Origin of the sequence: Anaerostipes sp. Marseille-Q3525 (assembly GCF_018223505.1) — a bacterium.
Lineage (GTDB): Bacteria > Bacillota > Clostridia > Lachnospirales > Lachnospiraceae > Anaerostipes > Anaerostipes amylophilus.
On sequence record NZ_JAGTTT010000008.1, the window covers coordinates 31,186 to 54,082 of the forward strand.

Below are 22,897 nucleotides of genomic sequence, written 5' to 3' on the forward strand. Positions count from 1 at the left end.
AAAACAGAAGTGTGCCTAGGCATACTCGAATGGAGAAAATAAATTGACAAAATACGAACGTATTGCAAATGACATGAAAGAAAAATAGAAAACGGAATCTACAAACCGAACGACCAGCTGCCATTTGAAGCAGAAATGTGTGAAGCCTATGGGGTTAGCCGTATCACAGTCAAGAAGGCAATGGATCTTCTTGTCAATGAAGGACTGGTTGTGAAATGCCGCGGTGCCGGGACTTTTGTGAAGAATATACCATTGATGACAGATACAGATCATCCTTATTCTACATCCAATCAGTTTTCAGGATTTGCACACACGGAAGGACATACCAATGTCACATCCATGGTACATGATTTTCAAGTAATTCCTGCAACCAAAGAAATAGCATCGCGCCTTAAGATCGAAGAAGTAGAACAGATCGTATTTTTAGACGATGGAAGAATCTTTGAATATTCCAAATCAAGACACCGAGGAGACAGATTTGAACTACATACTGTCAGTGTACAATAAGAAATTAAACCAGAAAAGGAGAAGCCTGAAACTGTTTATATCAGTTTTAGGCTGATTGTATTTATGAAATTTTATTACGCACCCATGGAAAGTATCACGATTTACTTATACCGAAATATTTATGAGAAACTATTTGGAGAAATCGATAAATATTACACACCATTTATCATGCCAAATGGCAAAAGAACCTTCAAAACAAGAGAATTTCAAGACGTCTTACCAGAACACAATGAAGGTCTGCACATTGTACCGCAGATTCTGACAAAAAGTTCCAAAGATTTTATTCGGACAGCCAAAGAATTAAAAGAATTAGGATACGATGAAGTCAATTTAAATCTGGGCTGCCCATCAAGAACTGTTGTAGCTAAACAAAAAGGTTCCGGATTTTTACGAGAGCCAGAAGTATTAGACGATTTTCTTACAGAGATCTTCGATGCATTAGATATGAAGATTTCGATTAAGACAAGAATCGGATTGCGAGACACAGAAGAATTCGAAGAAATCCTAAGCATTTATAACCGCCATCCAGTTTATGAACTAACCATTCACCCAAGATTGCAGCAGGAATTCTATAAAGGAAAACCACACTTAGATGTCTTTGAATACGCAGTAGAACATAGCGAGAATCCACTCTGCTATAATGGAGATATTGTAACCAAAGAAGACTACGACAATATCACAACAAGATTTCCAAGTATAGATGCAGTGATGATCGGAAGAGGCCTGCTAAGAAATCCAGCGCTTGTCCGTGAGATCAAATACGGACAGAAATTAACAAAAAGAGAATTACTTGCCATGCACGATGCTCTATACGAAGGCTATCAGGAATACCTAAGCGGAGACAAAAATGTTCTATATAAAATGAAAGAATTCTGGAACAACGCAGCCGTGATGTTCACAAACCACGAAAAATACGCAAAAAAAATACGAAAAGTCCAGACATTAAAAAATTATGAACAGGCAGTGAATGCATTATTTAGTGATCAACAATTAATTTAATAAATTGGAGAAGCCACATAAAAGAAACGGAATCCTGAAGATTAACAGAATTCCAATAGCTGAAAGAGAAGGCCAGCACCTTGAGACGCTGGCCTAGTAGTCATAAGGGCTTATAGCCCTAGAGCGAACCACCCGTTGGACGGGTGGTCCTGATTTTTGTAAAAACAAGCAACATATCATAAGAAATCATATAAAAATCATGCGATCTAGAACCCCTTAAAGAAACTATTTGTCTGACATGATCAACTCCGGCAAGATCCGTAAAATCAAAACAAGAAACATGAGAATGCACGATCTCATTTCCAGAACTAAACAGCAAAACTTCAGAATTTGGATAAATGGAACAAATAAGATCAAGTTCTTTCGAAACATTATGATCAGTTACAATGACGATTTTGTTACTCATAATACGACCTCCTAAAAATATTTAACAGGATTATTACCAGAAAGGGGGAATGTATACATAAAATTTTAATTTCTGTCTTCAAACTACAAATCACAATTTCTATTGACAATCCAATCTCCCATATATTATAATGACTCAATAGGCAACGACGGAGAAAAGTACCATAAATTATCGTTCCCAGTGAGCAGGCGATAGTGAGAATCCTGTAAAGTGAATTTATGCGAAGAACACTCCCGAGCATCAATCTGAACGCAGAACATGGATATAAGATTTAGACACTGTCAGTAGGTGCGACGTAAGCTGGGCGTTAACTGGCACACAAGAGAGACTGCAAGACAGTAAATCAGGTGGTACCGCGGACTAGAGATATACAGTTCGTCCTGAAGTAACAATTTCAGGACGGACTTTTTAAATACTCATTTTTACAACAGGGAATTAAAAAACTGCCTGAACGATAGATAGAGAATACGAGAAAAAGGAGAAAAAGAAAATGTCAGACATGTACCGTACCAGAACCATGGACCAGATTTCTGAAGGTGACATTGGAAAAGAATTAAAGATCGCCGGATGGGTAGAGAATATCCGTGACCACGGTGGAGTATCATTTATCGACTTACGCGATATGTATGGAGTGATGCAGGTCGTATTAAGAGATACAAGTTTATTAGACCACGTAAGAAAAGAAGAATGTTTATCCGTAGAAGGTGTGATTCAGCACAGAGACGAAGAAACATACAACCCTAAAATTCCTACAGGAACGATTGAATTAGAAGCGCATAAGATCGATATCTTAGGAAAAGTATACAGAGATCTTCCATTTGAGATCGCAACAAGTAAAGAGATCCGTGAAGATGTACGTTTAAAATACCGCTATCTTGATCTGAGAAACAGAAAGGTAAAAGATAACATCTTATTCCGTTCCAAAGTGATCCGTTTCTTAAGAGAAAAGATGGAGGACATGGGATTCGTAGAAGTTCAGACACCAATCCTTTGTGCATCATCCCCAGAAGGAGCTCGTGACTACGTCGTACCTTCAAGAAAATACAAAGGTAAATTTTATGCATTACCACAGGCACCACAGCAGTACAAACAGTTACTGATGGTATCTGGAATCGATAAATACTACCAGATCGCACCATGCTTCAGAGATGAAGATGCCCGTGCAGACCGTTCTCCAGGAGAATTCTACCAGTTAGACTTTGAGATGGCTTTCGCAACACAGGAAGATGTCTTCAAGATCGGAGAAGAAGTATTAACAGAGACATTTAAGAAATTCGCACCAGAAGGAAGCGTTATCACAGAAGCACCATACCCAATCTTCAGCTACAAAGAAGCAATGCTGCAGTTTGGTAGTGATAAACCAGACCTTCGTAACCCATTAAGAATCATCGATGTGACAGATTTCTTCCAGAGATGTACATTCAAACCATTCCATGGACAGACAGTACGTGCGATCAACGTTCATGCAAAACTTTCCAAAGGACAGCATGAAAAACTGTTAAAATTCGCACAGTCAATCGGTATGGGTGGACTTGGATACTTAGAAGTCAAAGAAGAAATGAAATACAAAGGACCAATCGACAAGTTCATTCCAGATGATATGAAGATGGAATTAGCCGAGATGGCTGGATTACAGGAAGGAGACACAATCTTCTTCATCGCAGCACCAGAAAAAGCTGCATGTATCTACGCAGGACAGATCCGTAACGAATTAGGAAGCAGATTAGATCTGTTAGAGAAGAATGCATACCGTTTCTGCTATATCAACGACTTCCCAATGTATGAGATCGATGAAGAAACAGGTAAATTAGGATTTACACATAACCCATTCTCTATGCCACAGGGTGGATTAGAAGCATTAAATGAAAAAGATCCATTAGATATCTTAGCATACCAGTATGATATCGTATGTAACGGAGTTGAATTATCTTCAGGAGCCGTTCGTAACCACGACATGGAGATCATGGAAAAAGCATTCGATATCGCAGGATATGATAAAGAAACATTAAAAGACAAATTCGGAGCATTATACAACGCATTCCAGTTCGGTGCACCACCACATGCAGGAATGGCACCAGGAGTAGACCGTATGATCATGTTACTTCGCAACGAAGAAAACATCCGAGAGATCATCGCCTTCCCAATGAGCGGAACAGCACAGGATCTCATGTGCGGAGCACCAAACGAGATTACAGAACAGCAGCTTCGTGAAGTGCATATTAAGGTTAGAGATTAATTAGAGATATAAAAAATTATAAAAGACAGGAAACAGACCAAAGAAGGTCAGCTTCCTGTCTTTTTGTTTACCAGAAAAATTTTACATGCTACAATAATAAAAAACAGACATCAAAGGAGGACACCAACATGAAGATCAAAAATGCAACAATCAAAGATTTCGACACAGCCTATGAATACATCAAAAAACTTTGGGACTACAACACCTACGACTATGAAACAACCAAAGAAGTCTACGAAAAAGTACTACAAGACGAAAACAGTTTTGCATTTTTTGCAATAGAAGATGATGGAACTTTTCATGGATTCTGCCATGGAGATTATTTTCAGACCTTCTGGATGTCAGGGCTTACCTGCTATGTATCAAGTTTGATCACAAACGAAGAAGACCGAGGTAAAGGATATGGTGTAAAATTATTAGATCATGCAAAGAAATTGGCAAAAGAACGAGGATGTAAAGCAATCACTTTAGACTCCGGACTGCCAAGAGTACAAGCTCACGGATTTTATGAACATTACGGATTCGAGAAAAGCTGCTATGGATTTGAATTAGCACTGTAGAAGAAAGGAAAAATAATGAAAATATTAGTTAGTGCCTGTTTATTAGGGATCGACTGCAAATACAACGCAAAAAACAATAAAAATGAACAGGTCCTAAAGTTACTAAAAGACCACGATTTGGTCCCAGTCTGTCCAGAGATCATGGGAGGACTGCCAACACCAAGAATTCCGGCAGAAATATATCAAAACAAAGTTATCGCAAAAGATGGCAAAGATGTTACAAAACAATACCAAAAAGGTGCCGAAGAGACACTAAAAATTGCAAAGTTATATAACTGTCATACAGCGATCCTAAAAGAAAAAAGTCCATCTTGTGGCTGTGGCAAAATTTATGATGGAACATTTACAGGAACATTGATCGATGGAGATGGAATCACAGCCAGATTGTTAAAAGAACATGGAATCAAGATCACAGGAGAAACAAGCTTAGATATCATAGAATAAGATGATAATCACAGAATGCAGCAATAGAATAGTAAAACGAGGGCCATAACATGAACAACAAACAAAAACTACTAACCGCCACAGCGATCACAGGCACTGTTGTCAGTGCATCCGCCTTTACACTCTTTGACTACGCTATTTGTCGAAGAAAAAAACAGCCCGATGTCCGTAAAAAAGAAAAATGGAAGCCATACCTTGATTATGTCTTAAAAGAACAAGAATGGCTAAAAGAACATCAGGAACAAGAATTAAAAGAAATCAAATCTAAAGACGGCTTAACATTGCGAGCAGCCTACATCCCAAGAGAAGACGCCAAAGGAACGATCATCTGTATGCATGGTTACCATTCCACAAACAACATTGAATTTGTGCCAGAAGTCAGATTTCTATGGAATTTAGGATACAACATTCTTCTTCCATGGCAGAGAAGCCACGGAAAAAGTGAAGGACGCTATATTACTTATGGAGTGAAAGAACGCCATGATCTCAAACGATGGATTTTGTATACCAATCGGCATCTGGCAGCCAAGAACAAAGATATTTTTCTATGTGGAATTTCTATGGGGTGTGCTACAACCTTAATGGCAGCAGGTCTGGACCTTCCAGACAATGTAAAAGGAATTATTGCTGACTGCGGATTCACTTCTCCATGGGATATCATCAAACACGTAGCCAAAGAAAGATTTCATCTTCCACCATTTCCATTAATGTACATGGTAGATTTGATCAGTGAAGTAGTAGCAGGATTTGGATTGAAAGAAGTCAGCATCCCAGAAATCATGAAACGAAACAAGATTCCAGTGTTGTTTATCCATGGAGATGCAGACGATTACGTTCCGATGTGGATGACGATCAAAAATTATGAAGCCTGTGCAGCAAAGAAAGAACTCTATATTGTTTCAGGAGCAGGACACGCACTAGCATTTTCAAAAGATATGGAAGAGGGAAAACGAAGAATCAAAAATTTCATAGATAAATATAAGACGGTCTAAAATAAGAAGAACCATTCCGTATAAATGATGTTACAGAATGGTTCTGGTATTATAAATTTCCTAAAAAAACCTATTTTAAGATCATAAGATAACTTTCCGGCCGCTGTGTGATCTTGATTTCTTTCAGAATTCTAAAATTGGATTTTACAGCGAACTGTTTTACATATTCACGGTTTCTTGTATATATAATGATTGTTCCTTCAGGTACAAGAACTCTTTTAGCAAATGGAAAGAACTTCTCATAAACATTACGAATCTCAGATTCCGTTTTCTGCCCAGTTGCATAAGGCATCTCCGTAAAGATCTCATCAAATGGATAATCGTGGGTAAATGTAAAACAATCCTTATTGATATAATGAACGATCTGATCAGCCAGATTCGTATTATAAATCGCTTTCTCGATCGCCTCTGGAGAATGATCGATTCCATAAGAAGTATTTCCTTTTACAACTTTCTGACGCTCGATCAGCATGGTACCAACACCGCAGAAAGGATCAAGAACCTGTGCATCCGGGATCATATAATCTTTCGCAAGTTCTACAAGAAGCGCAGCGTTAACTGGTTTGATACTTGTTGGAATAAATTTTTCGCGGTAATCAAAACGACGATCCACAATTGTATTTAATTTTACTAATAAATAATAATCACCAGATTTCCCCTCAATCATACGAATCTCAAATTCATAGTGAGAAGTAGAATTTCTCAATTTGCGTCCAGTAAGCTCTTCTAAGTTCGAAGCAACCTTTTTAGCAAATTTAGAACGCTCAGAAAGAGGCATACGGCTTTTTACTCCGATTCGGAAGTAAAAAGGGAAATCTCCTTCATGCGTATTTTCTAATAACGCCATCAGATTCGAACTAGCGATCACAGATGCAGCAACATCAGCATCAGGTTTACATGAAACCATGCCTGGAATCTGGAATAACAGTTCGTTATAAGTACGAATCGGTAATAAACGATTCAGATGATTCGTTTTCACACGTACTCCCATTTTGGAAGAAACAGCGGAAGAATCCTCCATCAAAGTAGCAGTTACTTCAGGGTGTAGAGGGTTTGTGCGAAAAATACAATGAAATGTCTGGCGTCCGCCTAAAAATCTATGCTTCTTAAATGGTTCGATCGTATTGATCAGTTCAGAAAGTGCATGAAGTTCATGTTCTACATGCTTTTTCTCATCGTCAGAAGCTTCATAAAGAGATAATTCCTCATAACGTTTTCGGAAAACATCCACATAAGGAGCCGCATTTAAAGATTTTAAAGCAGTTAAATAAGCCTCTTTTACAAAACGTGTATCTTCTGTCTGATAAGCATGAAATACAGCATCGCTTTCAGAAGAAAGTGCCAGATCACCGATCAAAAGAGCAGCATTTTTTCTTGTTTTTGCATCTTCATTTTCTAAAAATACGGATAAGTCCAGATCACCATCATGGATCCAAGACAACAAAAGTTCTCTTTTAGAAGAATCCTTGATCTCCTGACGCAGGGAACTTAAAGACTGACGTACTTCGATATTTTGATTTAATCTTTTACATAAACGATTGATCATATATACATTCCTTTTCTAAATAATGTGTATAAGGAAAAGTCCTTAAAAACTATAAAAACAGTATACCTTATTGAAATAATTTTTGCAAAAAAAGTGAAAATCATGCTATAATAATATGTAACCAAGAGAATAATAGATAAGGAAGTATATGAAACATATAACGATTAAGAGAGCAGAACAGAGTGACGTTGATGCGATCATGGAACTGATGCAAGAAGCAGTAGATACCGTGAAAGTTTCCGACTGGTTTCTGCCAGATGACAGACAATATGTATCAGAACACATAATCGACCGAGGATTTACATTGAAGGCAGTAAACAGCAGCAATGAGATCTTGGGCTTTTTTATTGTCGATTTTCCAGAAAGATCAAAACATAATCTGGGATATGATCTAGATTATGATGACGATAAGATACGGAAAGTCGCACATATGGATTATGCAGTCGTGACAAGCAAAGCAAGAGGACTTGGGCTTCAGAGAAGATTTTTTGAAGAAGCTGAGAAGCAGCTAGAAGATACACCATATGAATATTTCCTTGGAACCGTTCATCCGGATAATATCTACAGCCGGACAAACTTTCTAAAAGCAGGTTACCGGGAAGCAAGACGAATGTCAAAATACGGTGGTATGCAACGTGTCATCATGGAAAAGGAGAAATGACTATGAGTAATCAGTATGATGTTATTATGATCGGAGCAGGACCTTCTGCTATTTTTTGTGCTTATGAATTAAAGAGAAATAAGTCGGACATGAAAGTTCTTATGATCGAGAAAGGTCGAAGAATTGAAAAAAGAGCATGTCCAAAACGTAACACTAAAGTATGTGTTGGATGTAAACCATGTTCTATTACAACAGGATTTGCCGGAGCAGGAGCATTCTCAGATGGTAAATTATCCTTATCCCCAGATGTAGGTGGAAATCTTCCAGAGATTCTAGGATATGATAGAACGATCGAATTATTAAAAGAATCCGATGACATTTATTTAAAATTCGGAGCAGATGAGAAAGTATACGGAATCGACGAAGAAGAAGAGATCGCAAGCATCCGTAAGAAAGCAATCCAGGCAAACTTAAAACTGATCGAATGTCCGATCAGACATTTAGGAACAGAAGAAGGATATAAAATCTATTCAAGACTTCAGGAACATTTATTAAATGAAGGTGTTGATATGATCTTTGATACCATGGTCAAAGATATCATCATTGAAGATGGGGTTGCAAAGGGTGTTGTCACAGACAAAGGTGAGACATATACAGCCGATGAGATCGTAGCAGCCGTAGGACGAGAAGGATCTGAATGGCTAAGCGGAATCTGCAGAAAATACGACATTGAAACAAAGGTAGGAACCGTTGATGTCGGAGTCCGTGTAGAAGTTCGAGACGAGATCATGGAAGAATTAAATAAGAGTCTTTATGAAGCAAAACTTGTTTATTACACACCAACATTTGATGATAAAGTCCGTGTATTCTGCAGCAATCCATCAGGAGAAGTGGCAACAGAATATTATGAAAATGGCCTTGCAGTCGTTAATGGTCATGCATACAAAGCAGAAGAATATAAAACAAACAATACAAACTTCGCATTGTTAGTATCTAAGAACTTTACCAAACCATTTAAAGAGCCAATTCAGTATGGTAAACATATTGCACAGTTAAGTAACATGCTTTGCGATGGTAAGATCTTAGTACAGCGTTTTGGAGATTTCGTAAGAGGAAGAAGAACAACAGAAGAACGTCTGGTTCGAAACAATATTACACCTACTTTAAAAGATGCAGTTCCAGGAGATCTTTCATTGGTATTCCCATATCGAATCATGAAAGATATCGAAGAAATGATCTATGCATTAGATGAAGTAACACCAGGTATGGCAAGTGATGAGACACTTCTTTACGGTGTAGAAGTGAAATTCTATTCTAATAAGATCTTAACAAACAAAGACTTTGAAACAAATATCAAAGGACTTCGTGCGATCGGTGACGGAGCTTCTGTAACAAGAGGATTACAGCAGGCATCTGCCAATGGATTAAGCGTTGCTAAGAGTATCTTAAATAAATAAAATATCAAATAAAAATATTAAAACAAAAATCCCTAACAGGTTTCTAAACCATTAGGGATTTTTCTGTTTGAGAATCCTGCAAAGAATGATTCTTCCTTATAAAAAAATTATTTTTTGAATTTAGGATGTTTTTCATAGAAAGCTTTGTTCGCCTGCTCTCCTGCAAGGATCAATCGATGAAGTCCTTCTTTAGGACATAAGAAACTTCCCAAAGGATAAGGTGTTTTGGTGTATAATCCATGAAAATCTGTTCCACCAGTCATGAAAAGATCATGTTCCTTACAAAGAGATGTAATATGCTCTCTTGTTTTTTCATCATTTCTTGGATGATTTAATTCAATTCCATCAAGCATATGTTCTTCGATCATCATCTCCATCACATTGTCAGCTTTATACTGCCCAGGATGTGCAAGCACGACAACGCCTCCGCAGGAATGAAGAAGATCCGTGACCGTTTTTGCATCCATATAGCGGTATGGAAATTTATGAGGGCCGCCAGCACGGAATAATTCGTTATGTAATTGACCGATCGGAGTTCCAGTATATCCCATCATGGAAAGAACCTGCATGATATGTGTGTAGTATACACCAGTACTTTCTTTGGATACTTCATAAAGCTGATCCATCGTGATCGGATATTCATCCATCAATGACTGATAAGATTTTGTGACAGCATCGGATAATTTCTTTAAGTCTTTGCTTAAAGAATGCTGAAGCCGGTCAGTGTCAATCGGATAATAACATAAAATATGAACATTCGTCTGTGTCTCCTCATGCCATGCGTTTGCCTCGACGGCAGGAATTGCATGAACACCAAGCTCTTTCCCAAGTCTTACAGCTTCCGGAATGGAATGTGTTGATTCGTGGTCAGAGATTGCAATATAATCAAGGCCGATACGTTTCGCATAAGGCATGATCTGGTCAACACGCATAGCACCATCAGATAAAACGGTGTGACAATGTAAGTCTGCTTTCATATAAAAATACCTCCAAAATATTTATTCCATTTTCTTTAAGATCGTTAAAATATTAGATAATGACTGATGAAATAATTCCTGATCTTCTTTTGACAGTGATTCAAAACGTTTGGAAAGGTATTCTTTGACAAGCGCTTTTTCCTGAAGGATCAGCTGGTTTCCTTTCTCTGTGAGTTTTACATAAACCATTTTTCTGTTTTCATCACTTCTAAAACGTGTGACATACTCATCCTTCACAAGTGGAGAAACGGCTCTTGTAGCCTGTTCCTTAGATGATGCCAGATAAGAAGATAACTGTGACATATTCAATGAACGACCTCCAGACAGTGCAAATAAGATAAGAATCTGTGTTTTGGTAAGATCCATGGAAGGTATGTCGATCGTGTTTAAAAGAAATTTCTGACAGATTGGAAAAATTTCAAAAAGTGCAGAAACATCATTCAATGTAAATCCCTCTCTTTCGATGTTTTTCTAACTAAAAGTATACCACTTTATGAATAAAAATCAACAATCAACAAAAATCAATATTTGACAAAAGTCAAATAAAAAGATAAAATAGGAGAAACACTATAAAATGACCTTGATCAAAGGAGGTAACCTATGAGTGAAACAACAACACAGATGCAGGATTTTCTGACACGCCAGGCGAAAGTATGCCATGATAATTGTGAGATAGAGAAAGATCTGTACAAAGAGCTGGGAGTGAAACGAGGACTCAGAGATGTCGATGGAGTCGGCGTTCTTGCAGGTCTTACGAATATATCCTGTATTCAATCCAGTGAGATGATCAATGGAGAGAAAGTACCTTGTGAAGGAAAGTTATTTTATAGAGGATATAATATATATGAATTAGTCGATGGATTTATGAAGAGAGGCGAATTTGGATTTGAAGAAATCACCTATCTTTTACTATTTGGAAAACTGCCGGATGAAAAACAATTGAAAGAATTCAGAGAAATTTTGGCGCAGAGTATGACACTTCCAAAGAATTTCACAAGAGATGTTATTTTAAAGGCACCATCGAAAGACATTATGAACACGTTGACAAAGAGCATTTTAACACTGGCATCGTATGATGATAAAGCATCTGATATTTCTATGGAAAATGTATTAAGACAATGTCTGATGTTGATCAGTGTTTTGCCGATGATGGCAGTTTATGGATATCATGGTTACAATCATTACGTCAATGATGACAGCCTGTACATCCATCGCCCAGATCCAAACTGTTCCATGGCAGAAAATATTTTAAGAATGCTGCGTCCAGACAAATCTTATACAGAATTGGAAGCCAGAGTGTTAGATATTGCACTCGTTCTTCATATGGAACATGGAGGAGGAAATAACTCAACATTTACAACCCATGTCGTGACATCTTCAGGATCAGATACATATTCAGTGATCGCAGCTGCACTTTCATCATTGAAAGGTCCCAAACATGGAGGAGCGAATATCAAAGTTGTTGAGATGATGCAGGATTTAAGAAAAAATGTGGATGATATCAGTGATGAAAGTCAGGTAGAAGAATACTTAAGAAAACTGCTGCACAAAGAAGCATTTGACCAAAAAGGACTGATCTATGGAATGGGGCATGCAGTATATAGTATTTCAGATCCAAGAGCGCAGATTTTCAAAGCTTTTGTAAAGAAACTGGCCCTTGCAAAAGGAAGAGAAAAAGATTTCGAACTCTATTCTATGATTGAAACATTGGCACCAAAAGTAATCGCAGATGAACGAAAAATCTACAAAGGGGTCAGTGCAAATGTCGATTTCTACAGTGGATTTGTGTATAGTATGTTAGATATCCCATTGGAATTGTTCACACCGATCTTTGCGATGGCAAGAATCGTTGGATGGAGTGCCCATCGTTTGGAAGAATTAACAAATGTGGATAAGATCATTCGTCCTGCGTATCAGAGTGTACAAGATGAGAAAGAATATATTGAGATGGAAGATCGATAAAAAAGAGGGATTCCCTCTTTTTTTATGCAAAAATATAAGCTTATAAAATGAGGAAAACCGGAGACGAGGAGGGTCTCCGGTATTATGAAAAAGTATGAAAAAAAGTTTTAGCTAAGTAAGTTTGTTTGTTACTTGCTATGGTTTTAGTATACTCAGTAAATGTGAAAGAATTGTGTCTAAAAAATGATGAATTTATGTTTTTTGGTCATATTTTGAGAAATTCAGTGATTCCATATGCAACTCCGTCCTTGTCATGATGTTTTGTGATAAAGGTCGCAGCATCCTTACATTTTGGAGAAGCATTTTCCATGGCAATTCCGATACCAGCTTCTTTTAACAGATCAATGTCATTATCACCATCACCAAAGGCAGCGGTTTCTTCAGGTTTTAGATTCAAATATTCCCGAATAAAACGAAGTCCGGAATGTTTTCCGGCATCTTTATGAGAAATCTCGATCAGCTGCGAAACAGAAGAAGTAATATAGATCTCATCACAATTATATTTAAGTTCATTCCAAATGAGCTGCTTTTGCTGCTCGCCAGAGACAACAATATCCATACTGTCAATATGATCAATATGTTCTCGAATAAAAGAAATAATATCATCAATAGGAATTCTTGTAGATTGGATGTAAGGAATTGCTTGTGGAGTTGTACCATAGGAAACAGGATCTTCCACATAAGCTTTCAGGGCATAAGCTTTGCCATCAATAAAAACTTCAAGGGCAGTCTCATGCTGTTTAGCAATCTGAATTATACATTCAACGGAAGCAGGTGTCATCTTATATTCATGAAGACAGGTGCTTGTAGGAATATGGTAAATGGCAGCACCATTAGAAGTAATTGCATATTCAATTCCAGGCACAGCAAGAACATCTTTAGGCAGCGTATCAAAAGAACGTCCACTTGCGATCACAATGTGAACACCATTTTCAATTGCATGACATAAAGCATTATAATTTCCGTCAGAAAGACGTCCACTTGCATTTAATGTTGTACGGTCAAGATCAAGTGCAATACATTTTATATTCATAAGAAACCTCCAGATTTCGCATTTGTTATACATAGTCGATATTGTGTAATATATTTTACACATATGAAAATATTGTATCTTTTCTTTGAAACAATTACAATATACGAAAGGAGGAAAAATAAAAATGGGAATGACAACATTATGCTATATAGAAAAAGATAACAAATATCTGATGCTGCATCGCATCAAGAAAGAACATGATATCAATAAAGATAAATGGATCGGAGTCGGCGGTCATTTTGAACATGGAGAAAGCCCGGAAGACTGCATGTTTCGTGAAGTTATGGAGGAAACAGGACTAACCCCATTGTCATATAGATTTTGTGGGATCGTCACATTTTTGTCCGATATGGGAACTGAAAAAGAAGCATGGGAATATATGTGTTTATACCATATTGAAGAATTCAAAGGCGAGATCAAAGAATGTGATGAAGGAGTACTAGAATGGGTAGACAAAGAAAAAATATTAGACCTTGATCTGTGGGAAGGTGACAGGTTATTTCTACGTTATATGCAGGAAAGAAGACCATTTTTTTCGTTAAAATTGGTATATGAAGAAGGAGATTTAACAGCAGCTGTACTCGATGGAAAACCTTTAGAATTCTTCGACATTCTAGATGAAAAAGGAAACAAAACAGGCAGGATCAAAGAACGATCCTTAGTCCATGAAGATGGAGACATACATGGAACCGTTCATATCTGGATCAGAAGAAAAACAGAAAAAGGGTATGACCTGTTACTCCAAAAACGAAGCAAACAAAAAGACTCCTTTCCAGGCTGCTACGACATCTCATCCGCAGGTCATATCAGCGTAGGCGATGAACCATTAGAAACCGCATTAAGAGAACTAGAAGAAGAACTAGGGATCAAAGCAGAACCAGAACAACTTAAAAAAGTATGTATGCATGAAGGAAGCATGAATGGAAACTTCTATGGAAGAGAATTTAAGAATCATGAGATCAGCACGGTTTATATGTATGAAGAAACAGTGGATATTACAAAACTTAAACTACAGAAAGAAGAAGTCGAAGAGGTTATGTGGATGGATCAAGAAGAACTGATTCAGAAAGTGAGAGATGGTGGGATTCCAAATTGTATATACTTGGATGAAGTAGAGAAAATTTAATTTGTATGAGTTGAAGGTCATTGAGTATTTAGAGAAAAAATGAAAGATAGCATGTGAGCAACACGAATTCCATTGACGGAGTTTTGACAGAACGCTTATCCGCTGGATCTCCTGCAATAACTCGCGTTCAAAGGTACTGAAACCAGTAGTCTTTGATGCTCAAACAATTGCCCGATCCAGCTGCGATTCCGTCAAAACTCCTATGGAATTCGATCGTTGCTCACAGGCTATCTTTCATTTTTTCTCTAAATACCTGAAGACTTTCAATCATAAAAATAAGAAAATTCAAGCTGATGGATGTATGTAAAACGTTATCAGTTTCCAATTTGTGTAGTAGCAGACAGATACTATTATCGCCAATACAGTAAAACATACACACTGTGTAGTGGTTTGAATAGACTTCAGGTGTATGTGACAGAAATAAAAGAAACACAAATATTTAAAAGAATCAAGGTGGCAAACATGAGCACTTTTTGAGTGCGTTTTTTACAAATTCGCAGTGCCTGTGGTTGGATGTCTGACCGTCGCTGCGGGCATTTTGGCTCGCAGCGAGGGAGTTTCCAAAGGAACAGGCAGGATCAGCGATTTGTAAAAAACGCTCTCAACAATGCGGAGTTGCCACCTTGATTCTTTTAAATATTTGTGTTTCTTTTATTTCTGTCACATACATGAGAGACTACCTTCAAATCAGGATTGTATAAAAACGAATAATCTATAGAATTCTTACTAAATTATGCTATAATATACAAGATTAATCAAACAGTTTCAAAATGAAAGAGGAAGTATCAAATGAAAAGGTTATTATTAGTTTTAATGTTGATTCTGGGAGCAGTAATGATCACAAGCCGTCCGGTGGCGACTTATGCATATACAGATGAAGAAAAGCAGCAGGCGAAATCATGGCTGTCTTCGCATGGTTATCCACCAACAAGAGCAGGGGCAGAACAGGCATATCAGGATTATATGGATGGAAAGATTGATGTTCCAGAAGCAGATGCATATATGGGAAAGAACCAGAAAAATGACATAGAAGAAAAGAAAAATTCAACTGTGAAGACAGAAACAAAAAAAGATAAACAATCTAAAAATAGTACAACGAAACGAGAAAATTCATCTACAGAACAGACAAACAACAGTACAACATCTGCAAAAGAATCAACAACACAAGGAACAACAGAAACAACAACGACCAAAGTGACAACAGAAACAAAAGAACAGAAACAACAAAAAGAAGAAAAAAAGAAAAAAGAGCAGAAAGAAACAAAGAAAAAACACACAACAGGGATTGCAATCGGAGTAGTTGCAGTTGTGATTTTTGCTTTACTTGTAGTATTTATGCGAAAGAGAATGTAAAAAACGCTATGCTGAAGTGATAGAAAATTCACTTGACACAACAGTTAGCGAGTGCTATTCTATAAATAAATTACATAACGTCTTCAGGGCAGGGTGCAATTCCCTACCGGCGGTTACAGCCCGCGAGCTTTTGATAAGCATGACTTGGTGAGATTCCAAGGCCGACAGTACAGTCTGGATGGAAGAAGATTTAAGAAGTGATATTGATCATCATGTCCTGGGATTTTTATAATTCCAGGATTTTTTATTTCAAAAAGAAATATCAAGATATCAAAAAGGAGTTCCTGAAGAATTAGAACAAAGATCAGGAACTCCTTTTTATATTTCCGATTTCAATACCAATCAAAATCCAACCTCCCAAAATCAAAGAACCTGAAGGGAAGGGAGAAAAATATTTGAAAGAAGAATATATGCGGCGTGCGATCGAACTTGCCAAGAAAGGCTGTGGATATACCAATCCAAATCCTTTAGTCGGAGCAGTGATCGTAAAAGATCAAAGGGTTATTGGGGAAGGATATCATGAGAAGATCGGCGGATTACATGCAGAGCGAAATGCCTTAAAAAACTGCATAGAAGATCCTGAGGGAGCTGAGATTTATGTAACATTGGAGCCATGCTGCCATTATGGAAAAACACCACCATGTACGGAAGCGTTGATCGAAGCAGGGATCAAGAAAGTATATGTCGGGAATTTAGATCCCAATCCGAAAGTGGCAGGGGGCGGAATCAAAATCCTGAATGATCATGGAATAGAAACTGAGACAGGAATTCTTGAAGAAGAGTGCAGACAGTTAAACGATATATTTTTTCATTATATTCAGAATGATATTCCATATACAGCACTAAAATACGCAATGACATTGGATGGAAAGATTGCAACGGCAACTGGTGAATCCAAGTGGATCACAGGAGAAGAAGCCAGAAGACATGTACATACATTACGACATCAGTATGCAGCGATTATGGCAGGGATCGGTACGGTTTTAGCAGATGATCCGATGTTAAATGCACGAATCGAACATGGGAATGATCCAATTCGTGTGATATGTGATTCAAACTTAAGGATTTCGGAAGGATCAAATATCGTAAAAACAGCCAGAGAAATTCCAACGATCATCGCTACCATAAGTAAGGATCAAGAAAAAATAGCAAAATTAGAACAAAAAGGATGCAAGATCTTAAAAACGTCAGAGCAAGATGGAAAGGTCAATGTCAAAGAAGTTTTAAAACAGTTAAGAAATATGGAAATTGACAGTGTTTTAGTTGAGGGTGGTGGAATCTTGAATGAATCCTTGATCAAAAACGACTGTGTTCACAAAGTTTACGCCTATATTGCTCCAAAATTATTTGGAGGAGAAAAGGCCAAAACACCTGTAGAAGGCAAAGGGATCGAAAGGATCCAAGAAGCTTTGGTATTTGATGAATTAAAGGCAACACCACTTGGAAATGACATATTACTGGAAGGAAAGGTGAGATCATGTTTACTGGAATCGTAGAAGAATTAGGAACAGTCATATCCCTGAAGCGAGGAAGCAAAGCAGCAGTCCTTACGATCAAAGCAAATGTTATTTTTGAAGATCTTAAATTGGGAGACAGTGTAGCAGTTAATGGGGTCTGCCTGACAGCGACTCACATTAGTGGCAATACATTTCAGGCAGACGTGATGAATGAGACATTCAACCGAAGCAGTCTTGGAAGTTTAAAAAAGGGATCTGTCGTCAACTTAGAGCGAGCGATGGCAGCCAATGGAAGGTTCGGAGGTCATATGGTAGCAGGCCATGTGGACGATACAGGGGAACTTGTTAGTGTAAAACAAGATGATAATGCTGTATGGTTTACGATCAAAGCCCCAGAAAATATCATGAAATACTGTATTGAAAAAGGATCGATCGCACTCGATGGAATCAGCCTGACGATCGCTAAGTTAAGCGATGATACCATTTCCGTATCCATGATCCCACATACCATAAAAAATACCAATTTTGGATATAAAAAACCAGGAGATAAGATCAATCTGGAGAATGACATGGTTGGGAAATATATAGATAAACTGCTGCATTTTGATCAGCAGGAAACAAACGACAAACATACAAACAGCACCTTAACAATGGAAATGTTAAGAAATGCTGGATTTTAATAAAAAACGAGGAGGGAAAAGACAAGATGAGCGATGTAGTATGCGAAGTAATCGCACAGCTTCCAACAAAATACGGAACATTTGAGGCACATGGGTATGTAGACCAGAGAAGTGGGGAACATCATGTAGCACTGGTCAAAGGAGATATCGCAGACGGAGAACCAGTTTTATGTCGTGTGCATTCTGAGTGCCTGACCGGGGATACTTTTGGATCTTTACGCTGTGATTGTGGAGAACAGCGAAGTCGTGCAATGCGTCAGATCGAGAAAGAAGGACGAGGGGTTTTCTTATATATGCGTCAAGAAGGACGAGGAATCGGATTGATCAATAAACTGAAAGCTTATGTATTACAGGAACAGGGAATGGATACAGTCGAGGCCAACTTAGCTCTTGGATTTAAAGATGATGAACGAGATTACAGTGCAGGAGCCATGATCTTACAGGATTTAGGAATCAAAAAACTACGACTGATGACAAACAATCCAACCAAAATTGACGGATTAAATGAATATGGACTCGAGATCGTAGAACGAGTACCGATCCAGATGCCAATCAATCCATTTGATAAATATTATATGCAGACAAAGCAAAAGAAAATGGGACACATGACAACATACGAAGTTTAAATTAACAGAAAAATTAAAAAAATTAAGGTCCCAGGGACCTTAAGATTAACGAAATTAATGAAGAAAAAAGGAGTAATTAAAATGAGAGTATTAGAAGGTAAATTAGTAGCAAGCGGATTAAAAGTAGGAATCGTAGCAGCCAGATTTAATGAATTTATCGTATCCAAATTAGTATCTGGAGCTTTAGACGGACTGAAAAGACATGATGTGAAAGATGAAGATATCGATATTGCATGGGTACCAGGAGCTTTTGAGATTCCACTGATCGCAGACAAGATGGCAAAAAGCAAAAAATACGATGCAGTGATCTGTCTTGGAACAGTGATCCGTGGAGCAACAAGCCATTATGATTATGTATGTAACGAAGTATCCAAAGGAATCGCACAGGTATCATTAAATACAGGAATTCCAGTTTTATTCGGAGTTGTTACAACAGAAAATATCGAGCAGGCGATTGAACGTGCTGGAACAAAAGCAGGAAACAAAGGATATGACTGTGCATTATCTGCAATCGAAATGGTACAGCTGATCAAAGAAGTAGAAGCATAAAAAGAATCAGAAATTAAAGCAGGAAGTTAGTATGGAACAATATTATTTAGGATTTGACGCAGGAACACAAAGTGTAAAAACAGCAGTTTATGATATTGATATGAACCTGATCGTGCAGGATACCAATGCAACAATCTTAAATTATCCACATCCGGGATGGGTGGAAATGGACGCAGACCAGTATCTTCATGCAACGGTTACAGGGATCAGAAACTGCGTTACAAAGATGAAAGAAAAGAATCTGGATCCAGACAACATCCGCTCTATTTTTGGAGATGGGATCATCTGTGGGATTGTCGGTGTTGATACGGATTGTCATGCGATCACACCTTACATCAATTATCTGGATTCCAGAACAAAAGAAGATGTTGAGGAACTAGCATCTCATCATTATGAGATCTGGGCAAAAGAGACTGGAAATCCTCAGCCAAACTGTATGTTTCCAGCGATGTTTGCACGTTGGATGATGAACAATTGTGAGGGTTTTAAAGAAAAAGGCAGAAAATTCATGCACAATGCCCCATATATCCTAGCCAATCTTGCAGGACTGTCTGCAGAAGATGCATTTATCGACTGGGGAACAATGTCTGGATGGGGACTAGGATACCGTGTAACAGAGAAAAAATGGTCCAAGGAACAATTAGAGATCCTTGGAATTCCAATGGAAATGATGCCAAAGATTCAAAAACCATGGGATATCATTGGAACATTATCAGAGACATTTGCAAAAGAAACCGGATTGAAACCAGGAATCCCAATCTGTGCGGGAGCCGGAGATACGATGCAGTCTATGATCGGATGCGGAGTGATCAAACCAGATCAGGCAGCCGACGTAGCAGGAACATGTGCGATGTTTTGTATCGCAACCGATGGGATCAATGAAGAATTAAGCAAACCAGAAAATGAACTGATCTTTAACAGCGGAACTTTAGAAAATACATACTTTTATTGGGGATTCATAAGAACCGGTGGATTAGCACTTCGTTGGTATCGAGATAATGTATGCAACGAAGCAGGAAATGGAGCATATTTTGATGAATTAAATGAGAAAGCACAAAATGTGCCATGTGGATCCAAAGGAGTCCTGTTCCTTCCATATTTAACAGGAGGATTTGGAGAAACATCCAATGCAAGTTCCTGTTTCCTGAATATGACGATGGACACAGATCAGGGAGTACAGTGGCGTGCAGTTTTAGAAGCAATCGGTTACGATTATATGAGTGTGACAGATATTTATAAAAAAGCAGGCGTGCCACTCGAATTTATGACGATCACAGAAGGTGGAAGCAATTCAGAAGTCTGGAATCAGATCAAAGCAGACATGTTAGGATGTAAGAGTGCCACATTAGAAAATGCACAAGGAGCAGTTCTTACAGATGCAGTGATCGCAGCATATGCGGTAGGAGATCTGGAAGATCCAAGTCAGGTATTTGAAAAAACAAGAAAGATCAAGAAAATTTATGAACCTGATCCAATAAGAACAAAATACTATCGCAGTATTTATGAACAACAAAGAAAACTAATTAAAGACGATATGGCAGCAGTTTTTGAGACTTTACACCAAATCAGTAAGATTCAAGAACAAAGCAATGATTAAAAAAATGAAAAGGCTTCTTTACAAGAGGCCTTTTTTTCTTGTACAATAAAAGATAAAGTATATAAAAATAAGTTATAAGCAACTAACTTTGTAGATGATTTTTGATTAATTAGATTTCAAGGAGGAAAAAGTCATGGATAACGAAAAGATTGAAAAATTACAACAGATGATCGATGAAAGTAATCATATCGTATTCTTTGGTGGCGCAGGTGTTTCAACAGAGAGTCATATTCCAGACTTTCGAAGCACGGATGGTTTGTATCACCAGACTTATAAATATCCACCCGAGGTTATGGTAAGCCATACATTTTATACACAGCATATGGAAGAATTTTATGATTTTTATAAGAATAAGATGATTTTCTTGGATGCAAAACCGAATAAGGCACATTTAAAACTTGCAGAGATGGAACGGGCGGGAAAACTGTCTGCGATCGTTACGCAAAATATCGATGGGCTTCATCAGGCAGCAGGAAGTAAAAATGTCTTTGAACTGCACGGCAGTGTTCACAGAAACTATTGCCAGAAATGCGGCAAGTTTTTCGATGTGAATTATGTCGTGAATGCCAAAGGAGTCCCATATTGTGATGAATGTGGGGGAATCATCAAACCAGATGTTGTATTATATGAAGAAGGTTTAGATTCTCAGACGATCAACGGAGCAGTCAGAGCCATTTCAAAGGCAGATATGCTGATCATTGGAGGAACATCACTGGTTGTCTATCCAGCCGCTGGAATGATCGATTATTTTAAAGGAAAATATCTTGCAGTACTGAATCGTGATGCGACAAGCAGAGATAAACAGGCAGATCTGTGCATTACAGACCCAATCGGAGAAGTACTGGGAAGAATCAGGGTATAAAGATGAAGAAAAAAGATATAATCTTGATCGCAGCAGTACTGGCAATTTCGCTGATCAGTTTGGCAGCGATCAAGATGACACAAAAAGACGGAAAAGAAGTGATCGTGACAGTTGAAGGAAAAGAAGTGTACAAAACATCCATCAAGAAAGATCAGATCTATCAAATTCCAGAGGAAAATGGCACGAACGTCATGCAGATCAAAGATGGAAAAGTTACAATGAAAAAAGCAGACTGTAAAGACCAGATCTGTGCAGATCATAAAGCAATCGAGAAATCAGGAGAAACGATCGTATGTCTGCCACATAAAGTAGTGATCGAGATTCAATCAGAAGATGGCAAAGAACAGGAATTAGACGGGGTAACACAATAAACATCAGATGAGATAGTAAACAACAGGAGAAATAAAATATATGTCAACCAAAAGATTAGCAACGGATGCAATGTTCTTAACATTAGCCCTCGTTGTATCCTATATAGAAGTATTGATCCCAATACCAGTTGGAATACCCGGAATCAAATTAGGACTCGCAAATGGAGTCATCATGGTACTGCTATTTTTCACAACATGGATCAGAACCCTTGAGATTTCTGTGATCCGAGTTGTACTGGCAGGCTTCCTATTTGGAAATCCAATGACGATCGCATACAGTCTGGCAGGAGGAATCCTAAGTCTGATCGTAATGGGAATCTTAAAGAAGATCAAAGGATTTTCATCAGTCGGAATCAGCGTCGGAGGAGGCGTTGCACATAATATTGGACAGTTAAGCATCGCAGTCATATTGATGGAGAACACAAAGATTTATTACTATGCACCAGTATTACTTCTGACAGGAACAATTGCAGGAGTTATGATCGGAGTGTTAAGCGGGGTACTGGTTAAGAAAATCCCACCACAACTATTTTAAGTGATAAAATTATGAAAATTT

The 22,897-nt window shown here is 37.9% G+C and carries 23 protein-coding genes, 1 pseudogene, 1 riboswitch and 1 other annotated feature; of the genes and pseudogenes, 19 read left to right on the forward strand and 5 right to left on the reverse strand.

From position 1 onward, the window contains the following. Positions 1 to 84: 84 nt before the first annotated feature. Together KE503_RS05455 and KE503_RS05460 are read left to right on the forward strand one after the other, a co-directional pair. Entirely contained in the window at positions 85 to 507 is a 423-nt protein-coding gene (locus tag KE503_RS05455; RefSeq protein WP_330621909.1) for a GntR family transcriptional regulator, read from the forward strand. A 63-nt stretch (positions 508 to 570) separates the two neighbouring features. Continuing rightward, positions 571 to 1,506, forward strand: a complete 936-nt coding sequence (locus tag KE503_RS05460; protein WP_212384655.1) for a tRNA dihydrouridine synthase — start codon at positions 571 to 573, stop codon at positions 1,504 to 1,506. Between the two features lie 118 nt (positions 1,507 to 1,624). Here the strand turns inward: KE503_RS05460 and KE503_RS05465 are convergent, their stop codons facing one another. Further along, positions 1,625 to 1,912, reverse strand: coding sequence for a hypothetical protein (locus tag KE503_RS05465; protein ID WP_117945038.1), 288 nt, complete (start codon positions 1,910 to 1,912; stop codon positions 1,625 to 1,627). 136 nt (positions 1,913 to 2,048) lie between these two features. Then, positions 2,049 to 2,298, forward strand: a binding site (T-box leader). A gap of 104 nt (positions 2,299 to 2,402) precedes the next feature. Between KE503_RS05465 and aspS the strand changes: the two genes are divergently transcribed. From aspS to KE503_RS05485, 4 genes are all read left to right on the forward strand, one after another. Beyond that, complete coding sequence (gene aspS / locus KE503_RS05470) at positions 2,403 to 4,148, forward strand: aspartate--tRNA ligase (RefSeq protein ID WP_212384656.1); 1,746 nt, start codon at positions 2,403 to 2,405, stop codon at positions 4,146 to 4,148. A 128-nt stretch (positions 4,149 to 4,276) separates the two neighbouring features. Next, positions 4,277 to 4,708: a GNAT family N-acetyltransferase gene (locus KE503_RS05475; protein WP_009264699.1), complete on the forward strand. Its 432-nt coding sequence runs from the start codon at positions 4,277 to 4,279 to the stop codon at positions 4,706 to 4,708. Positions 4,709 to 4,723: 15 nt separating this feature from the next. Then, positions 4,724 to 5,152 (forward strand): DUF523 domain-containing protein, encoded by a 429-nt coding sequence (locus KE503_RS05480; protein ID WP_212384657.1) that lies wholly within the window; start codon positions 4,724 to 4,726, stop codon positions 5,150 to 5,152. A 50-nt stretch (positions 5,153 to 5,202) separates the two neighbouring features. Continuing rightward, complete coding sequence (locus KE503_RS05485) at positions 5,203 to 6,144, forward strand: alpha/beta hydrolase (RefSeq protein WP_212384658.1); 942 nt, start codon at positions 5,203 to 5,205, stop codon at positions 6,142 to 6,144. 70 nt (positions 6,145 to 6,214) lie between these two features. Here KE503_RS05485 and KE503_RS05490 read toward each other — a convergent pair whose 3' ends face one another. After that, the gene (locus KE503_RS05490; RefSeq protein WP_212384659.1) at positions 6,215 to 7,690 is read right to left on the reverse strand and encodes a TRM11 family SAM-dependent methyltransferase; all 1,476 of its coding nucleotides are present in this window, start codon (positions 7,688 to 7,690) and stop codon (positions 6,215 to 6,217) included. A gap of 148 nt (positions 7,691 to 7,838) precedes the next feature. Here KE503_RS05490 and KE503_RS05495 point away from each other — a divergent pair, with 148 nt between their 5' ends. Then, on the forward strand, positions 7,839 to 8,351 hold the full coding sequence (locus KE503_RS05495; RefSeq protein ID WP_212384660.1) for a GNAT family N-acetyltransferase: 513 nt from the start codon (positions 7,839 to 7,841) through the stop codon (positions 8,349 to 8,351). Further along, a complete protein-coding gene (locus tag KE503_RS05500) occupies positions 8,348 to 9,748 on the forward strand; it encodes an NAD(P)/FAD-dependent oxidoreductase (RefSeq protein WP_212384661.1) in 1,401 nt (466 codons plus the stop codon). Before KE503_RS05495 ends, KE503_RS05500 begins: the two co-directional genes overlap by 4 nt. 107 nt (positions 9,749 to 9,855) lie before the next feature. On the opposite strand, the gene KE503_RS05505 is transcribed toward KE503_RS05500, so the two are convergent. Then, positions 9,856 to 10,725, reverse strand: coding sequence for a PHP domain-containing protein (locus KE503_RS05505; protein WP_117945247.1), 870 nt, complete (start codon positions 10,723 to 10,725; stop codon positions 9,856 to 9,858). A gap of 21 nt (positions 10,726 to 10,746) precedes the next feature. After that, positions 10,747 to 11,169, reverse strand: a complete 423-nt coding sequence (locus tag KE503_RS05510; RefSeq protein ID WP_022091496.1) for a MarR family winged helix-turn-helix transcriptional regulator — start codon at positions 11,167 to 11,169, stop codon at positions 10,747 to 10,749. A gap of 156 nt (positions 11,170 to 11,325) precedes the next feature. Between KE503_RS05510 and KE503_RS05515 the strand changes: the two genes are divergently transcribed. Beyond that, positions 11,326 to 12,687 (forward strand): citrate/2-methylcitrate synthase, encoded by a 1,362-nt coding sequence (locus KE503_RS05515; protein ID WP_117945246.1) that lies wholly within the window; start codon positions 11,326 to 11,328, stop codon positions 12,685 to 12,687. A 205-nt stretch (positions 12,688 to 12,892) separates the two neighbouring features. Here KE503_RS05515 and KE503_RS05520 read toward each other — a convergent pair whose 3' ends face one another. Then, the gene (locus tag KE503_RS05520) at positions 12,893 to 13,720 is read right to left on the reverse strand and encodes an HAD family hydrolase (protein WP_242852103.1); all 828 of its coding nucleotides are present in this window, start codon (positions 13,718 to 13,720) and stop codon (positions 12,893 to 12,895) included. Positions 13,721 to 13,844: 124 nt separating this feature from the next. On the opposite strand from KE503_RS05520, the gene KE503_RS05525 reads away from it, so the two are divergent. The 10 genes and pseudogenes from KE503_RS05525 to KE503_RS05570 all read left to right on the forward strand — a co-directional run bounded on the left by KE503_RS05525 (position 13,845) and on the right by KE503_RS05570 (position 22,876). Next, complete coding sequence (locus tag KE503_RS05525; protein ID WP_212384662.1) at positions 13,845 to 14,846, forward strand: NUDIX domain-containing protein; 1,002 nt, start codon at positions 13,845 to 13,847, stop codon at positions 14,844 to 14,846. Between the two features lie 789 nt (positions 14,847 to 15,635). Beyond that, positions 15,636 to 16,199, forward strand: coding sequence for a hypothetical protein (locus KE503_RS05530; protein WP_249182977.1), 564 nt, complete (start codon positions 15,636 to 15,638; stop codon positions 16,197 to 16,199). 75 nt (positions 16,200 to 16,274) lie between these two features. After that, positions 16,275 to 16,393: riboswitch (FMN riboswitch) on the forward strand. Positions 16,394 to 16,609: 216 nt separating this feature from the next. Beyond that, positions 16,610 to 17,695, forward strand: a complete 1,086-nt coding sequence (gene ribD / locus KE503_RS05535) for a bifunctional diaminohydroxyphosphoribosylaminopyrimidine deaminase/5-amino-6-(5-phosphoribosylamino)uracil reductase RibD (protein WP_055196737.1) — start codon at positions 16,610 to 16,612, stop codon at positions 17,693 to 17,695. Next, positions 17,677 to 18,336: a riboflavin synthase gene (gene ribE, locus KE503_RS05540; RefSeq protein ID WP_008394332.1), complete on the forward strand. Its 660-nt coding sequence runs from the start codon at positions 17,677 to 17,679 to the stop codon at positions 18,334 to 18,336. Before ribD ends, ribE begins: the two co-directional genes overlap by 19 nt. Before the next feature lie 44 nt (positions 18,337 to 18,380). Then, positions 18,381 to 18,962 (forward strand): annotated as a pseudogene (ribA, locus tag KE503_RS05545) (GTP cyclohydrolase II); the annotation flags it as partial. Between the two features lie 81 nt (positions 18,963 to 19,043). Further along, positions 19,044 to 19,511 (forward strand): 6,7-dimethyl-8-ribityllumazine synthase, encoded by a 468-nt coding sequence (gene ribH / locus KE503_RS05550; protein WP_055196598.1) that lies wholly within the window; start codon positions 19,044 to 19,046, stop codon positions 19,509 to 19,511. Positions 19,512 to 19,542: 31 nt separating this feature from the next. Next, on the forward strand, positions 19,543 to 21,108 hold the full coding sequence (locus tag KE503_RS05555) for an FGGY-family carbohydrate kinase (protein ID WP_212384663.1): 1,566 nt from the start codon (positions 19,543 to 19,545) through the stop codon (positions 21,106 to 21,108). 133 nt (positions 21,109 to 21,241) lie between these two features. Next, positions 21,242 to 21,970, forward strand: a complete 729-nt coding sequence (locus KE503_RS05560) for an NAD-dependent protein deacylase (RefSeq protein ID WP_212384664.1) — start codon at positions 21,242 to 21,244, stop codon at positions 21,968 to 21,970. A 2-nt stretch (positions 21,971 to 21,972) separates the two neighbouring features. Beyond that, positions 21,973 to 22,341: a NusG domain II-containing protein gene (locus KE503_RS05565; RefSeq protein ID WP_212384665.1), complete on the forward strand. Its 369-nt coding sequence runs from the start codon at positions 21,973 to 21,975 to the stop codon at positions 22,339 to 22,341. Between the two features lie 40 nt (positions 22,342 to 22,381). Beyond that, a complete protein-coding gene (locus tag KE503_RS05570) occupies positions 22,382 to 22,876 on the forward strand; it encodes a Gx transporter family protein (protein WP_022375424.1) in 495 nt (164 codons plus the stop codon). Positions 22,877 to 22,897: the final 21 nt, after the last annotated feature.

Coding starts and splice junctions, on each gene's coding strand:
- KE503_RS05495 (WP_212384660.1), top strand. CDS start 7,839: ATGAAACATATAACGATTAAGAGAGCAGAACAGAGTGACGTTGATGCG.
- KE503_RS05505 (WP_117945247.1), bottom strand. CDS start 10,725: ATGAAAGCAGACTTACATTGTCACACCGTTTTATCTGATGGTGCTATG.
- KE503_RS05515 (WP_117945246.1), top strand. CDS start 11,326: ATGAGTGAAACAACAACACAGATGCAGGATTTTCTGACACGCCAGGCG.
- KE503_RS05460 (WP_212384655.1), top strand. CDS start 571: ATGAAATTTTATTACGCACCCATGGAAAGTATCACGATTTACTTATAC.
- ribD (WP_055196737.1), top strand. CDS start 16,610: ATGCGGCGTGCGATCGAACTTGCCAAGAAAGGCTGTGGATATACCAAT.
- KE503_RS05560 (WP_212384664.1), top strand. CDS start 21,242: ATGGATAACGAAAAGATTGAAAAATTACAACAGATGATCGATGAAAGT.
- KE503_RS05555 (WP_212384663.1), top strand. CDS start 19,543: ATGGAACAATATTATTTAGGATTTGACGCAGGAACACAAAGTGTAAAA.
- KE503_RS05520 (WP_242852103.1), bottom strand. CDS start 13,720: ATGAATATAAAATGTATTGCACTTGATCTTGACCGTACAACATTAAAT.
- KE503_RS05500 (WP_212384661.1), top strand. CDS start 8,348: ATGACTATGAGTAATCAGTATGATGTTATTATGATCGGAGCAGGACCT.
- KE503_RS05465 (WP_117945038.1), bottom strand. CDS start 1,912: ATGAGTAACAAAATCGTCATTGTAACTGATCATAATGTTTCGAAAGAA.
- ribE (WP_008394332.1), top strand. CDS start 17,677: ATGTTTACTGGAATCGTAGAAGAATTAGGAACAGTCATATCCCTGAAG.
- KE503_RS05525 (WP_212384662.1), top strand. CDS start 13,845: ATGGGAATGACAACATTATGCTATATAGAAAAAGATAACAAATATCTG.
- aspS (WP_212384656.1), top strand. CDS start 2,403: ATGTCAGACATGTACCGTACCAGAACCATGGACCAGATTTCTGAAGGT.
- KE503_RS05490 (WP_212384659.1), bottom strand. CDS start 7,690: ATGATCAATCGTTTATGTAAAAGATTAAATCAAAATATCGAAGTACGT.
- KE503_RS05485 (WP_212384658.1), top strand. CDS start 5,203: ATGAACAACAAACAAAAACTACTAACCGCCACAGCGATCACAGGCACT.
- KE503_RS05480 (WP_212384657.1), top strand. CDS start 4,724: ATGAAAATATTAGTTAGTGCCTGTTTATTAGGGATCGACTGCAAATAC.
- KE503_RS05565 (WP_212384665.1), top strand. CDS start 21,973: ATGAAGAAAAAAGATATAATCTTGATCGCAGCAGTACTGGCAATTTCG.
- KE503_RS05475 (WP_009264699.1), top strand. CDS start 4,277: ATGAAGATCAAAAATGCAACAATCAAAGATTTCGACACAGCCTATGAA.
- KE503_RS05570 (WP_022375424.1), top strand. CDS start 22,382: ATGTCAACCAAAAGATTAGCAACGGATGCAATGTTCTTAACATTAGCC.
- KE503_RS05530 (WP_249182977.1), top strand. CDS start 15,636: ATGAAAAGGTTATTATTAGTTTTAATGTTGATTCTGGGAGCAGTAATG.
- ribH (WP_055196598.1), top strand. CDS start 19,044: ATGAGAGTATTAGAAGGTAAATTAGTAGCAAGCGGATTAAAAGTAGGA.